The 12,955-nt window shown below is 64.8% G+C and carries 13 protein-coding genes; 6 read left to right on the top strand and 7 right to left on the bottom strand.

Going from position 1 to position 12,955, the window contains the following annotated elements:
• Positions 1-129 precede the first annotated feature (129 nt).
• The 4 genes from NY08_RS24445 to NY08_RS24430 form a co-directional block, all read right to left on the bottom strand.
• Complete coding sequence (locus NY08_RS24445; protein ID WP_032396524.1) at positions 130-375, bottom strand: hypothetical protein; 246 nt, start codon at positions 373-375, stop codon at positions 130-132.
• Between the two features lie 67 nt (positions 376-442).
• Positions 443-1,318 carry a pseudouridine synthase gene (locus NY08_RS24440; RefSeq protein WP_045199292.1) on the bottom strand — a complete coding sequence of 292 codons (876 nt, stop codon included), beginning with the start codon at positions 1,316-1,318 and terminating at the stop codon, positions 443-445.
• Between the two features lie 4 nt (positions 1,319-1,322).
• Positions 1,323-2,165: an oxygen-dependent tRNA uridine(34) hydroxylase TrhO gene (gene trhO, locus NY08_RS24435; RefSeq protein ID WP_032396522.1), complete on the bottom strand. Its 843-nt coding sequence runs from the start codon at positions 2,163-2,165 to the stop codon at positions 1,323-1,325.
• 21 nt (positions 2,166-2,186) lie between these two features.
• Positions 2,187-3,836 (bottom strand): alkaline phosphatase D family protein, encoded by a 1,650-nt coding sequence (locus tag NY08_RS24430; protein ID WP_045199290.1) that lies wholly within the window; start codon positions 3,834-3,836, stop codon positions 2,187-2,189.
• 127 nt (positions 3,837-3,963) lie between these two features.
• Here NY08_RS24430 and NY08_RS24425 point away from each other — a divergent pair, with 127 nt between their 5' ends.
• Both NY08_RS24425 and NY08_RS24420 read left to right on the top strand, forming a co-directional pair.
• On the top strand, positions 3,964-5,436 hold the full coding sequence (locus NY08_RS24425; RefSeq protein WP_045199288.1) for a cryptochrome/photolyase family protein: 1,473 nt from the start codon (positions 3,964-3,966) through the stop codon (positions 5,434-5,436).
• A gap of 468 nt (positions 5,437-5,904) precedes the next feature.
• Positions 5,905-7,290, top strand: coding sequence for an HNH endonuclease signature motif containing protein (locus NY08_RS24420; RefSeq protein WP_045199286.1), 1,386 nt, complete (start codon positions 5,905-5,907; stop codon positions 7,288-7,290).
• Between the two features lie 308 nt (positions 7,291-7,598).
• Here NY08_RS24420 and NY08_RS24415 read toward each other — a convergent pair whose 3' ends face one another.
• On the bottom strand, positions 7,599-8,654 hold the full coding sequence (locus NY08_RS24415) for an iron-siderophore ABC transporter substrate-binding protein (RefSeq protein WP_045199284.1): 1,056 nt from the start codon (positions 8,652-8,654) through the stop codon (positions 7,599-7,601).
• Between the two features lie 103 nt (positions 8,655-8,757).
• Here NY08_RS24415 and NY08_RS24410 point away from each other — a divergent pair, with 103 nt between their 5' ends.
• On the top strand, positions 8,758-9,582 hold the full coding sequence (locus tag NY08_RS24410; protein WP_045199282.1) for an SDR family NAD(P)-dependent oxidoreductase: 825 nt from the start codon (positions 8,758-8,760) through the stop codon (positions 9,580-9,582).
• Complete coding sequence (locus NY08_RS24405) at positions 9,579-10,073, top strand: SRPBCC family protein (protein ID WP_045199280.1); 495 nt, start codon at positions 9,579-9,581, stop codon at positions 10,071-10,073. Before NY08_RS24410 ends, NY08_RS24405 begins: the two co-directional genes overlap by 4 nt.
• 3 nt (positions 10,074-10,076) lie before the next feature.
• Here the strand turns inward: NY08_RS24405 and NY08_RS24400 are convergent, their stop codons facing one another.
• Entirely contained in the window at positions 10,077-10,586 is a 510-nt protein-coding gene (locus tag NY08_RS24400; protein WP_045201092.1) for a mycothiol transferase, read from the bottom strand.
• A 98-nt stretch (positions 10,587-10,684) separates the two neighbouring features.
• On the opposite strand from NY08_RS24400, the gene NY08_RS24395 reads away from it, so the two are divergent.
• Positions 10,685-11,719, top strand: coding sequence for an NADPH:quinone reductase (locus NY08_RS24395; protein WP_200893152.1), 1,035 nt, complete (start codon positions 10,685-10,687; stop codon positions 11,717-11,719).
• A 1-nt stretch (position 11,720) separates the two neighbouring features.
• Here the strand turns inward: NY08_RS24395 and NY08_RS24390 are convergent, their stop codons facing one another.
• Positions 11,721-12,194: a phosphoribosyltransferase gene (locus NY08_RS24390; RefSeq protein WP_045199278.1), complete on the bottom strand. Its 474-nt coding sequence runs from the start codon at positions 12,192-12,194 to the stop codon at positions 11,721-11,723.
• Between the two features lie 83 nt (positions 12,195-12,277).
• Between NY08_RS24390 and NY08_RS24385 the strand changes: the two genes are divergently transcribed.
• Positions 12,278-12,946 carry a class I SAM-dependent methyltransferase gene (locus NY08_RS24385; protein ID WP_052683931.1) on the top strand — a complete coding sequence of 223 codons (669 nt, stop codon included), beginning with the start codon at positions 12,278-12,280 and terminating at the stop codon, positions 12,944-12,946.
• The last annotated feature ends 9 nt before the right edge of the window (positions 12,947-12,955 follow it).

Below are 12,955 nucleotides of genomic sequence, written 5' to 3'. Positions count from 1 at the left end.
GGCTGCACGCAAACGCGCGCGCGTTTGCCGGATGCTCGCGGAACGGTTACCTGTTCCGCGAGCGTCTGGCGAATGCGCGCGCGTTTGTCGGTTCGGGGGTGTGGCGGAGGGTTTGGCTCAGGGCACGCGTTACCAGTAGGTCACGTCTGTGGCGACGACACCGGTGCACTGTCCGGTGAAGATGGTTACTGCGCAGGCCTCCCAGAGCCGCGACAGCATCTCGAAACCACCCAAGACTCCGCTCGCGCTACCGGTGCTCGCACTTCCGGTATCGGCCACCGCGACTGCCGGCGACGCGATGGCGATGACTGCGGCTCCCAGCACAACAGCAAGACGACGCTTCACGCTGTTCTCCTCTTCGATTTCGTCGGACATGTTTCGCTCGACACGCTAACCTCGCGTCCCAATTGTCACAATCGTCCGAACGAACGATGGCCGGCCGTCAGGGCTCGAGGGTTCGGGCACTGACGAAGCGCCTGGGCTCACCGGTGAGCGGGTCCGTGAAGTTCAGAGCCCGGGCCAGCAGTTGCAACGGCCGGGTGAAGTCATAGGCCGGGATAGAAGAGAACACCGGATAGTACGGGTCGTTCACGATGGGAATTCCCAACGACGACAGGTGGATTCGCAACTGATGGGTCTTACCCGTCTTCGGGAAGAGTCGGTATCGAGCGGCTGTACCGAACGTGTCGACGAGGTCGATCAGGGTCTCACTGTTCGGCTCTCCCGGCTCCTCGTATGCCGTCATGACCCCGTGTTCTTTGAGGATTCGACTCCGGACGACGCGTGGAAACTCCAGCGCTGCATCAAATCCCGCTACCGCCTCGTATTCCTTGGTGACGTTGCGGGAGGAGAAGAGTTCCTGATACGGCCGTCGGGCTTGCTTGGTCTTGGTGAAGAGCAACACCCCGGCGGTGGCGCGATCGAGTCGGTGCGCAGGCGTCAGGTCGGGGCAGTCGAACTGCCTGCGCAGTCGTACCGTCGCCGTTTCGGTGACGTGTCGGCCACGCGGGATGGTGGCGAGGAAGTGAGGTTTGTCGACAACCAATAGATCGCCGTCCTCGTGCAGGATGCCGATCTCGAACGGAACCGGAACCTCCTGCGCCGGAATGCGATAGAAGTACACCTGACTGCCTGCGCGGTACCGCGTGTCGACGGAGATGGGCCTGCTCTTCTCGTCCACCACTTCGGCGTCGAGCATGGCCAGCCGCCAGTCGTCCTCGGGCATCTCCCGTTCGAGATACTCCACGATGGTGACAGCCGAATCACCATGCGGCAACAGCAGTCTCAGCGGTGCGAGACCGTCCCGGAAGGGCAGCATCTCTCTACGCGCAGTCGAGACAGATCAACCGCAGACCACGGCCGGCGTCGCCGTCGAAGTCCTGATAGCGGGACGTCGGATTGCCGCAGGCACTGCACCGGCCGATGACGGCGGTGTGGTCGGAGAAGTTCTGCGCCATCCGCTTGTCGAAGACGAACAGCGACCCCTCCCACAGCGCGTCGTCACCGAAAGTCTCTGCGTAGCGGACGATTCCGCCGTCGAGCTGATAGACCTCCTCGAACCCGCGCGCGACCATCAACGACGAGAGCACCTCGCACCGCACTCCCCCCGTGCAGTACGTGACCACCGGGGACTTCTTCAGATGGTCGTAGGCGCCGGAATCGAGCTGGGAGACGAAATCCCGAGTCGTATCGACGTCGGGCACCACCGCGTTCTTGAACTTTCCGATCTCGGCTTCGAAGGCGTTGCGGCCATCGAAGAAGACGACGTCGTCGCCGCGGGAATCGACGAGCTCGTGCACCTGCTCTGGGCTCAGATGGGTGCCGCCGCCGACCACGCCGTCGGCGTCGACCTTCAGTTCGCCGGGGGCTCCGAAGGTGACGATCTCGTCCCGCACCCTCACGCTCAGTCTCGGGAAATCGTTTCCGAGCCCATCGGACCACTTGATGTCGGCCGACTTGAACGCCGGATAGCTGCGGGTGCCACGGACGTACCGTTTGACGTCGTCGACGTCGCCGCCGACCGTCGCGTTGATGCCGTGTTCTGAGATCAGGATGCGTCCGGTCAGGTTGTTGGACGCGGCCAGCGTCTGCTGCCACAGCCGGATCGCCTCGGGATCGGGCAGCGGAGTGAAGACGTAGAACAGGACGATTTTCGGTACAGCCACGCCGTCCAGTATGGCGCGTCGTCAGGCAGGCGGTGCCGCCGCCCGGACGCGCTGGGTGCCCGAGTCCACGGTGAAGCCCGCTCCCCAGTACACGCCGGTCTGCGGATCCTCCTTGGCGGTGAGGAACCAGTGGTCCATCCGAGCCGCAGTCTTGGTGAGCTCGAAAACGCCGAAGCCGTGGCTGTCGAGGTCCACGAACTTCACGTGGTGGTTGAGTGCCTTGAATGCTTCCTCGGCGACCCGGCCCAGCGTGTGCGGCGGAGTACGCGTCAGGTCGTCGATGTTGGCCGAGCTCACCGAGGTGACGACGAGTTCGGTCGCAGCGGGTTCCGTCGTTGCGTAGCGCGCCGCATCAAGCGGCACCTCGCAGGCCCACGCCGAATGGATGTCGCCGGTGATGAAGACGGTGTTGTCGACGCCAGCGTCGACGATGGCACCGAGCAGCTTGCGCCGGTCGGCGGTGTACCCGTCCCACGGATCGGCGTTGTACGGCAGGCCGCCCTCCGGGATTCCGAGAAGCGAGGTGACGGCCCTGGCCGCATCTCGATCGAGCGGCGGGATGAGGGTGGGCGTGATCATCACCGGATTGCCGACGATCTTCCACTGCGTCGGCGACGAGACGATCCCGTCGGTGAGCCACTGCATCTGCTCCGCACCGGTGATGGTCCGGTTGGGCGAATCGACCTCGGGCCCGTTGAACGGCAACACCTGCTGCAAACGGTAGGTGCGCAGATCCAGCATCGATAGTTCCAGCAGGTTGCCGAACCGGAGCCTGCGGTAGAGATGGCGGTTGGTCGCGGTGCCCGCGGCGCGTACCGGCATCCACTCGTAGTACGCCTGCTCGGAGTTGGCCTTGCGAGTGGACCAATCGCCCTCGGTGCCCGGGGTGTGATTCTGCGCGCCGGTGTCGTAGGCATCGTTGGCGGATTCGTGGTCGTCCCACGTGCAGATCCATGGCACACCGACATGCGCCGCCTGCAGATCGGGATCCGACTTGTACTGACCGTGGCGCTGACGGTAATCGGCGAGCGTGACGATCTCGTGGGTGGGCGAATGCTGCCGGATCACCCCGTCGCGGCCCGGGAACCCGCCCGTCTCGTACTCGTAGATGTAGTCGCCGAGATGGACGATGGCATCGAGGTCTCCCCTGGCGGCCAGATGCCGGTACGCACCGAAGTACCCCGACTCCCAGTTCGAGCACGAGACGACGCCGAAGCGCATCGCGTCGATGTCGGCGTCGTTGCGCGGAGCGGTGTGCGTGGTCCCGACGGCCGATACCGCGTCGCTCGTCCGGAAGTCGTAGAAGTACGTCGTGTCGGCAGCGAGGCCGTCGACGTCGACCTTGACGGTGTGGTCGGCGTCGGGGCCGGTTGCGACGGTTCCGGAGGAGACCACGTCACTCATGTCCGCGCTGCGGGCGATCCGCCACGTCACCGATACCTGAGGTCCGACGCCGGAGCCAGGGGTGGCGTCGGGCGTGGGAGTGACGCGGGTCCAGAGGACGATCGCGTCGGGCAACGGATCTCCCGATGCGACCCCGTGCAGGAAGCCGCGGTCGCTGCCCTGTGCGTGTGCGGTCGCAGGCAGTGTCGTGGCGACTCCGGCCACCGCGACGGCCACCGACGACGAGCGAAGAAACGTCCTTCTGGAAAGCGCAGACTCAGCGTGCATCGGGTCAGTCCATGCGATGGATGGTCGGTGGTCAAGTAAGGCGCGCCTGGGTCGGCGACAGTGTTCATCCTCCGGCCATGTGTCGGACGCGGGTTTGCCGCACAGGCGGCGGGAGAACACTGGGGTCATGGACGCTCTGTGGTTGTTCGGTGATCAGCTCGGCCCGCACTTTCACTCGGTGGACGAGCATGCCGAGCGGGACGTGCTGATGATCGAGTCCCTGCGCGTGTTCCGGCGTCGGCGTTACCACCGACAGAAGCTGCATCTCGTGCTGTCGGGTATGCGTCATCTGGCGGACGAGCTGGGTGACCGGATGACCTACCTCCAGACCGAGACGTATCGGGAAGGCTTGGCCGAGTACGGCAAGCCCGTGGTGGTGTTCGAGCCCACCTCGCACGCGGCGGAGAAGTTCGTCGCCGCGTTGCACGAGGAAGGCCTGGTCTCGGAGATTCTCCCGACGCCGATGTTCGCACTCCCCCGTGCCGAGTTCGCCGACTGGGCGGCCGAACGCGGCACCTTCCGGATGGAAACGTTCTACCGCGAGCAGCGCAAGAGATTCGATGTGCTGATGGACGGTGCCGACCCGGTCTCGGGCAAGTGGAACCTCGACGCCGAAAACCAGTCGCCACCGCCGAAGGGGCGTCTGACCCTGGGCGTGGAGGAACCGTGGTGGCCGACCGAGGATGCCATCGACGAGCAGGTGCGCGCCGACCTCGACGAGTGGGACCTCGACACCGTCGGAGTGGACGGACCCCGAGTATTCGCGGTGACCGCGGCCGAGGCGTCGGACGCGTTGGCGCACTTCGTGAATTACCGCTTGGACGACTTCGGCAAGTACGAGGACGCGGTGATGGCCGACGACTGGACGATGTCTCACTCACTGCTCTCGGTCCCACTGAACCTCGGCCTGCTGCAACCGCTGGACGTGGCGCATGCCGCCGAGGACGCCCACCGCGACGGCACTCCGCTGGCGAGCGTGGAGGGTTTCGTTCGACAGATCCTCGGCTGGCGCGAATACGTGTGGCACCTGTACTGGCATCTGGGGCCGGAGTACCTCGAGCGCAACAAGCTCGAAGCGCATGAGCCACTGCCGAATTGGCTGCTCGAGTTGGACGGCGACGCTGTGGTCGCGAAATGCCTGTCGTCGACGGTGGACGGCGTGCGCGACCGCGGCTGGGTGCACCACATCCCCCGACTGATGATCCTGGGAAACTTTGCGCTGCAACATGCTTGGGATCCGCGAGCGCTGACCGACTGGTTCGCAACGGCTTTCGTCGACGGATTCGCCTGGGTGATGCCAGTGAACGTGATCGGCATGAGTCAACACGCGGACGGCGGCGTGATCGCCACCAAGCCCTACGCCTCGGGCGGGGCATACCTGAACCGCATGACCGATTACTGCAAGCCGTGCGAATTCAACCCGAAGAAGCGACTGGGCGACGATGCGTGCCCCTTCACCGCCGGCTACTGGGCCTTCGTGCACCGGCACCGCGAGATGTTGGCACTCAATCACCGCACCGCGCGACAGGTGTCGTCGATGAACCGATTGAGCGACCTGGAGCAGGTATTGGAACAAGAACGACAGCGCGAGGTGTACTGACACGTTGGATCCTTGAACCGCAAATCTTCGATTCGCTCAGTAAGCTCGGCGAAACCGAGTGCAGTCGGATCCTGTCGAGTGTCTCGTTGGTATCAACCACGCAACGCCCACTGCGCCGGCTGCGACGCAGAGATCGGAACCGGCCGCCTTCAAGGTTCCTGCCGCAGCCGCCCAGCCGACCCAGCCCATCGCACCCAATCGTCGCTGCGCAATGACACTGCCGCAGAACTCGGCGTCTCGCCCAAACCCGCGTGCGGACGACCTTCAGGATCGGCGGTCCAGAGGAACGCACCAAAGTTCGGGTGTGCACTTTTCGCCCACAATGGCCGAGACATGCGATCTTCGGGTGCCGACGGCCCCTTACCACGACGCACCGACAGGTTCAGGATCGCGAATAGTTAAGCAGGACAGTAGTTTTCGATTGCACTATGGTTGCCAGTCGAACGCGCGTTCGATACACTTGCTCCCATGACCGCAGCGATCTGGCAACTGAGCGAGGCAGAACTCCTCGCCGAGTCTGCTGTGGTCTCCCACCAGATCCAACTGCTCGAAGCCCGCCGGATCGCTCTCGTCGCCGAGATCGACACCCGCGTCTCCCGGGAGAAACTCGGCTTCCCCGGACCCGCAGGCTGGCTCACCTCCACCACCCTGCTCTCACCGTCCAAGGCCACCAAGATCGTCGCCCTCGCCCGCGGACTGAAGAACTTCCCCGACATCGCCGACGCCGTGAACACCGGCAGCATCACCGTCGACCACGCCGCCTTGATCCTTACCTTCGCCGAAACCCCACCCAAGAACCTCCCCCCAGCAGGCCAGGACATAGCCCGGAAAGCGATGATCACCGCTGCCACCGGACCCGAAGCACGCACAGGCCGCATCCGGGAAGCGATCACCAAACTCCACGACACCTACGGCGGAAAGACACCACCCGCCGACGACACCGACCGCAACGAATTCTTCGCCTCCAAGACCTTGAACGGGCGGCTGGTACTCAGAGGAGACTTCGATGCGATCACCGGCGAGAAGCTGCTCACCGCACTCTCCCCGCTGACCGAACCACGACCCGCCGCCGACGGCACCCAAGACGATCGCAGCCCCGCGAGGCGCAGAGCCGACGCCTTCGGACACATCCTCGACCAGTACCTCGCCTCGAGTGATCGACCCATCGAAGGCGGTGAACGCCCGCACCTGAACCTGCACATCAGCCTGCGCGATCTCACCGACCTCCGCGACAGTGCCGACGCCGACGACATCGCAGACGACGAAACCACGCGCGCTGCAGCCGAATCCGACACCGGCGAAGTAGATCCGGTCGACATCAACACCGGACACTCCATCCACCCCGATGCGGAAGACGGGACGAATCCACCTTGTGCCGCAGATCGCGGCGCGTACCGGGACCTGTTCGGTGACGGCACCACCGTCGGGTGGCTGCCCTGGATGGGACCGCTCTCCCGCAACACCTCCCGGCAACTCGCCTGCGACTGCCTGCTCACCGCGATCGTCATGGACGAGAACGGTTCCCCGATCAACCTTGCTCGCACCGCACGCACCGTCACCGCCAAACAGAAGAAGGCGCTCATCGCCCGTGATCACACCTGCGCGTTCCCCGGCTGCGGCAAACCCGCCGCCTGGACAGAAGCGCATCACATCCGGCACTGGGCAGACGGTGGCCCCACCGACATGAACAACCTCGTCCTACTGTGCGGATTCCACCACCGACTCCTCCACCACTCCAACTGGGAAGTGTTCATCGGCGTCGACAACCACCCCTGGTTTATCCCACCGGCCACCGTCGACCCGTACCGACAACCCCGACCATCCCACGCCCGCGCAGGCCCCCACATCGCCTGAGCCTGCCCACACGAACCGCAGAAACAATCCAGCCCCGCACCGAGAACACGGTGCGGGGCTGGAAGAGACTGCTCGACAAACTGATTCGGGTGAAGCGCCAATGCCGTCACCGCAGTGATGCGGCACCACCTCGGGCACAGCCCGAACCTCCAGCGAAGGCCAGCATGGAGGGAGGGCGATAGAGAGCAGCCCGCGGACGCCATCTTCCGGGCTACGGCCGCCCATCTCTCGAACACGAGCTGCCAGATCGACCGTGGACTTCGGCGTTGTGCACGAGTCGCGTGGTTGCTCCGCTCCGCTCGATCAAGCTATGACGTGCCGGCGTCGAGCTTCGCGACAGCCTCGTCGATCATCGGCACGTAGCGCTCGAGTGCCCACGGCACCGTCAACGGATTGATGATGGACGACCCGGTGACGAAGGACTGATCCGTCGGCGCAACGACCGACCCGCGGGAAACAGCCGGAATCTGCTGGTACGCAGGCTGATTCTCGGTGTCGGTACGGTTCTGCGGATCCGAGTAGAACGTGAAGATCAGGTCGGAATCGTTCAGCAGATTCGCATTCTCCAAGCCGATGACCGACGAGTCGGTGCCCTCGGTCTCGTCGAGCGTGTTCACCACCGGGTCGACCTGCAACCCGAGACCGCGCACCATCGCGACGCGCTGCTCGTCGGCGAGGAACACTCCGAGCGTCCCGGGACCTGTGTTGTAGATGTACGAAAAGCTCACGTCCGAATACTCGGGGTGCTGGGCGGCGGCGTCGGCGAAGCGCGCCTTGATCTTGTCGATCTCCTCGGCTGCCTTCTGTTCCTCGCCCATGGCCTTGCCGATCACGGTGATCTGATCTTCCCAGGTGATCGTCCACGGCTGCTCCTCGTAGGCCACCACCGGAGCGAAGGCACTGAGCTTGTCGAACTGGTCCTGGGTGATGCCGGACCACGGAGCCAGAACGAGATCCGGCTCGAGGGCGGCAATGGCCTCGATGTTCAGTTCGGTTCCGCCGGTGAATTGTTCGGGAAGCTCGGCCCCCAGTTCGGTGACCGCGTCGTGTACCCACGGCAGGTAACCGGTGTCGTCGGCACCCCACGAATACTCCTCGACACCGACTGGGACGGTACCCAGCGCGATCGCCGTCTCGGCCGAGCCCTGACCGAGAGTCACGATGCGCTCCGGCTTCTCGGTGATGACCGCCTGCCCCAGTGCCGAATCGATGGTGACGGCCGCGAAATCACCGCCTCCCGACTGCTCGGGCCCGGCAGTGTCGGAGGACGAGCACGCACCGACCACCAGGGCCGACACAGCGAGTGCAGACAGCAGGGACACACGGCGGGCAGTCCGACGACCGGCCGACGAAGCAGAGAACATGGTTACCCTTTCGACAAGCAAAGAAGCGTTGAAGTAAGAGTAGGCTAACCTTCAATGAGGATTCAAATGCGCTGCGCAGCGCATATTCGCTACGGTGGGAGCCATGAGCCTTCCTCGTCCCGCCCCTGATCGGACAGCCGTCGTGACCGGAGCGTCCTCGGGAATCGGAGCCGCGATCGCCCGCGTGCTCGCATCCCGTGGCCATGGCGTCACCCTCGTCGCCCGGCGCGCCGACAAGCTCGAAGAGTTGGCACAGGAGATTCGGGCACGGGGAGTCCGAGCCGAAGTACTCGCAGCGGACCTCTCCGACCGCACGGCGCGAGCCGAATTGCTCGGCCGCATCACCGAACTCGGCCTGATCCCCGACATCTTGATCAACAACGCCGGCCTTTCCACACTCGGACCGGTCGCAGAATCCGACCCCGACGCCGAGATGCACATGATCGAGGTGGATGTCGTCGCTGTCGCAGACCTGTGCACCCGGTTCCTCCCCGGCATGATCGAACGAGGACGCGGCGCGCTGCTCAACGTGGCCTCGACCGCTGCGTTCCAGCCTCTGCCCGGACAGGCCGGATATGGTGCGTGCAAGGCGTTCGTACTCTCTTACACCCAGTCTCTGACCGGTGAACTGCGCGGAACCGGCGTGACCGCAACCGCACTGTGCCCCGGACCGGTCCAGACCGGGTTCGGCGAAGCCGCAGGCTTCGCGAAAGACGATGCAGAGAAGGCACTTCCGTCGATCATGTGGGTCTCTGCCGAGACGGTGGCCAGGACTGCCGTCGACGACATGACCAAGGGACGCATGGTGTCGATCCCCGGGCCCGCCAACCGCATCGGATCGATCTTCGCGCAGATCACCCCGCGAACACTGTTGGTCCCGATGCTCACTCGTGTCCATCCCGGCCTGAAGAAGGGTGCATCGTCGTGAAGCGCGAACTCACCGTTTCCGACAGCATCGTCGTTAATGCCGACGCCGATACGCTCTACGCCGCGATCAGCGACCCCACCGAGATGGGTCGGTGGAGCCCCGAGAACTCCGGCGCCACCGTCCACGAACCCCGCGAGAGTGCCTACGTGGGAATGGTTTTCGACGGAACCAACAAGCGTGGCCGAGCGAAATGGGTCACTCGCTGCACCGTCACGGCGGCCGACCCGGGGAAGACCTTCGAGTTCCGCGTCCATGCCATCGGCAAGAGCGCTCCGAAGATCAAGGGCGCGAACGCAACCTGGCGATACGACTTCGAGCCGGTCGAGGGCGGCACGAAAGTCACCGAGACCTGGACCGACGACCGGACGAAGTGGCCCGACGCGCTGGCCCTCGTGTTCGACAAGATCGTCACCAGCGGCAAGACGTTCCCGCAGTTCCAGCGTCGCAACATCCGTAAGACGCTGGAGAACCTGCAGAAGCTCTACGCCTGATTGCTAGGCCTGCCGGGTATACAGGCCGAGAACGTACGAGGCCTGCCCGGCATGCTGCAGGTCGTCGGAGACCACCGACACCAGCCGCGCACCCAAGGTGACCGGCGGATCCCAGTTCTCGTCGACGATCCGATCGAGATCGTCGGTCGAAACGCTGCTTACGTAGGCAACGGTTTTCGCGTGCACGGCATCGTGGTATTCACGCAGCAACTCGGCGCTCGAGGTGACCTGAGCGACGTCGGCGGATGACTGGCCGTACCCGATGTCGGACTTGTCGAACGGCAGCCCGAAACGCTCGAACCACGAGTCCGACGTCCAGACCTGTTCGCTCCCGGCCACGTCCGCGATGTGGTCGTCCTGCACCCGCGTCAGGTGCCACAACAACCAGGCGATGCTGTTGGCATCGGCGTCCGGACGATACGTCAACGCAGCCGCGGGGATGTCGTCCAGGACGGAGTGGACGAGCTCCTTGATTCGACCGAACGCGTCGGTGAGCACTTCGTTGTGATTCATGAAATTCGTTTCTCCTCTGACGGCACTGCTGACCACTCGTGCATACCCCGATGTGCTCGCAGGGAACATCGGTGCGGTCCGAGCGCGTTGGACCGAATATGAGTGCTCCAGCAATTGTGTACACCCGCACCGGCGATTCGTCCGTCCTCGAACTGAAGGATCGCGAGGTGTCCGAGCCCGCCGCAGGCGAAGTGCGTGTCCGCATCGTGGTCTCGGGCGTCAACCCGACGGACTGGAAGAACCGAACCGGCTCCGGACCGGGCGAGGAACTCGCGTTCGACGAGGTGGTGCCCAACCAGGACGGTGCCGGTGTGATCGACGCCGTCGGACCCGAGGTCGACGGCGTGGCCGTCGGCGATCGCGTCTGGGTCTACCTCGCCCAGCATCAGCGTCCGACCGGAACAGCGCAGTCTTTCGCAGTCCTACCCGCCTCCCGGGTGGTTCCTCTACCCGACGGCGTTGGATTCGACGTGGGCGCGAGCCTCGGAGTGCCTGCGATGACGGCACACCGCGCACTGACCGTCTCCGAGGACGGACCCACCCGGCTGCACCCGGGCGCACTGGACGGTAAGTCGGTACTCGTCGCCGGTGGTGCCGGTGCCGTCGGCCATGCCGCTATCCAATTGGCCCGCTGGGCGGGCGCGACCGTGGTGACGACGGTCAGCGGACCGGAGAAGGGCGCACTGGCGACCGCCGCGGGCGCGCACCACGTGGTGAACTACAAGACCGGCGACGCCGCCGCCGAGATCCGCGAATTGATCCCCGCCGGAATCGATCTCGTCGTCGAGGTGGCTCCCGCCCAGAATGCCGCGCTCAACGCTGCCGTGGGAGCCAACCGCGCATCGATCGCCGTCTACGCCAACAACGGCGGCGACACCGTGACCCTCGACGTCCGGCCGAACATGGTGCTCAACACCCGCTACCAGTTCGTACTCCTCTACACCGTGGGCGACGAGGCACTGCGTAACGCCGAGGCGGACGTCAGCGCGGCGGCAGCAGCCGGTGTTCTGGAGGTGGGTGAGGCCACCGGTCTACCGCTGCACCGCTTCCCGCTGAGCGAAACCGCTGCGGCTCACGACGCCGTCGAGAACGGAACCGTCGGCAAGGTGCTGATCGACGTCTCCAGCGAATGATTCAGGTGATGACCGGCAACGTGGACCATGGAAAATTGATCCACTTGTCGGTCTCACGCCACGAATAGTCCGGCTGCACAATGGTTCTCGGCTTGGTGTAGATCACGGCCGACCGCACCTCGGGCGTGTGCGCCTTCAACAGGTCGATCACCAGCGCCAGCGTGCGGCCGGAATCGGCAACGTCGTCGACGACGAGCAACTTCTTGCCGACGATCGCGTCGGTGTCCAGAAGGGGCTCAAGGACAACCGGATCGGGCAGGGTCTCCTCGATGTCGGAGTAGAACTCGACGTTGAGGGTGCCCGCTGCCTTGACGCCCATGGCGTAGGCAATCGCACCCGCGGGAATGAGACCGCCTCGAGCGATCGCGATGACGATGTCCGGGACGAACCCGTCGTCGACGATCTGCTCGGTGAGTTCACGCGAGGCGACCCCGAACGTCGCCCACGTCAGTACTTCACGTTCCTGTTCGGTCATGAACGATCACTCTACCCAGGCGGCGTTTTGCCAATCGAGCAAATTTGTTTGCGCCCACGGTCGTGAGCGGGCATTCTCGAACCATGGCCGACCACACGCACGCTCACACTCATGCCGCCGACCGGACCCCCGCAGAGCCGGACTTCGAGAACGGTGCCTTCGACGAAGCATTCTGGGACGACCTCTACAACCAGCGCACCACCATCTGGAGCGGACATCCCAATGCCGTGTTGGTACAGGAAGCGTCCGAGCTGACTCCGGGCCGCGCCCTGGACATCGGCTGCGGGGAAGGTGCCGACTCCCTGTGGTTGGCCGGTGAAGGCTGGCACGTGACCGGCGTCGACATCTCCGATGTCGCCCTCGGCCGCGCCCGTGCGGCACAACAGGCACTCGAGCCGCACACACTCGCGGTGAACTGGCAGCAGCACGATGTCCTGGACTGGACTCCTCCGACAGAGGCATTCGATCTCGTGTCGGTGCACTTCCTCCAGGTGCCACCGGACGAGCTCGAATTGACCACCCGCAGGTTCGCCGCAGCGGTCTCGCCGAAGGGACGTCTCCTGATCGTCGGCCACAGTCCCAGCGACAGCCACGCCTCGCAGCATCCGGCCAAGCACAGACTCTTCGCACCGGAACCGGTCGTCGCTGCGGCAGGCGACGGGTTCGAGGTGATCCACGCCGAACACCGCACCCGCACGACGCCGGACGGCGACGAGCGAATCGACACGGTCGTGGTGCTGCAACGTCGGTAGGCTCGGGCG

Origin of the sequence: Rhodococcus sp. B7740, assembly GCF_000954115.1 — a bacterium.
In the GTDB taxonomy this organism is placed as follows: domain Bacteria; phylum Actinomycetota; class Actinomycetes; order Mycobacteriales; family Mycobacteriaceae; genus Rhodococcoides.
This window is presented reverse-complemented; position numbering and strand designations above follow the sequence as displayed.

Coding starts and splice junctions, on each gene's coding strand:
- NY08_RS24445 (WP_032396524.1), bottom strand. CDS start 375: ATGTCCGACGAAATCGAAGAGGAGAACAGCGTGAAGCGTCGTCTTGCT.
- NY08_RS24440 (WP_045199292.1), bottom strand. CDS start 1,318: ATGCTGCCCTTCCGGGACGGTCTCGCACCGCTGAGACTGCTGTTGCCG.
- NY08_RS24430 (WP_045199290.1), bottom strand. CDS start 3,836: ATGCACGCTGAGTCTGCGCTTTCCAGAAGGACGTTTCTTCGCTCGTCG.
- NY08_RS24425 (WP_045199288.1), top strand. CDS start 3,964: ATGGACGCTCTGTGGTTGTTCGGTGATCAGCTCGGCCCGCACTTTCAC.
- NY08_RS24420 (WP_045199286.1), top strand. CDS start 5,905: ATGACCGCAGCGATCTGGCAACTGAGCGAGGCAGAACTCCTCGCCGAG.
- NY08_RS24415 (WP_045199284.1), bottom strand. CDS start 8,654: ATGTTCTCTGCTTCGTCGGCCGGTCGTCGGACTGCCCGCCGTGTGTCC.
- NY08_RS24410 (WP_045199282.1), top strand. CDS start 8,758: ATGAGCCTTCCTCGTCCCGCCCCTGATCGGACAGCCGTCGTGACCGGA.
- NY08_RS24400 (WP_045201092.1), bottom strand. CDS start 10,586: ATGAATCACAACGAAGTGCTCACCGACGCGTTCGGTCGAATCAAGGAG.
- NY08_RS24395 (WP_200893152.1), top strand. CDS start 10,685: ATGAGTGCTCCAGCAATTGTGTACACCCGCACCGGCGATTCGTCCGTC.
- NY08_RS24390 (WP_045199278.1), bottom strand. CDS start 12,194: ATGACCGAACAGGAACGTGAAGTACTGACGTGGGCGACGTTCGGGGTC.
- NY08_RS24385 (WP_052683931.1), top strand. CDS start 12,278: ATGGCCGACCACACGCACGCTCACACTCATGCCGCCGACCGGACCCCC.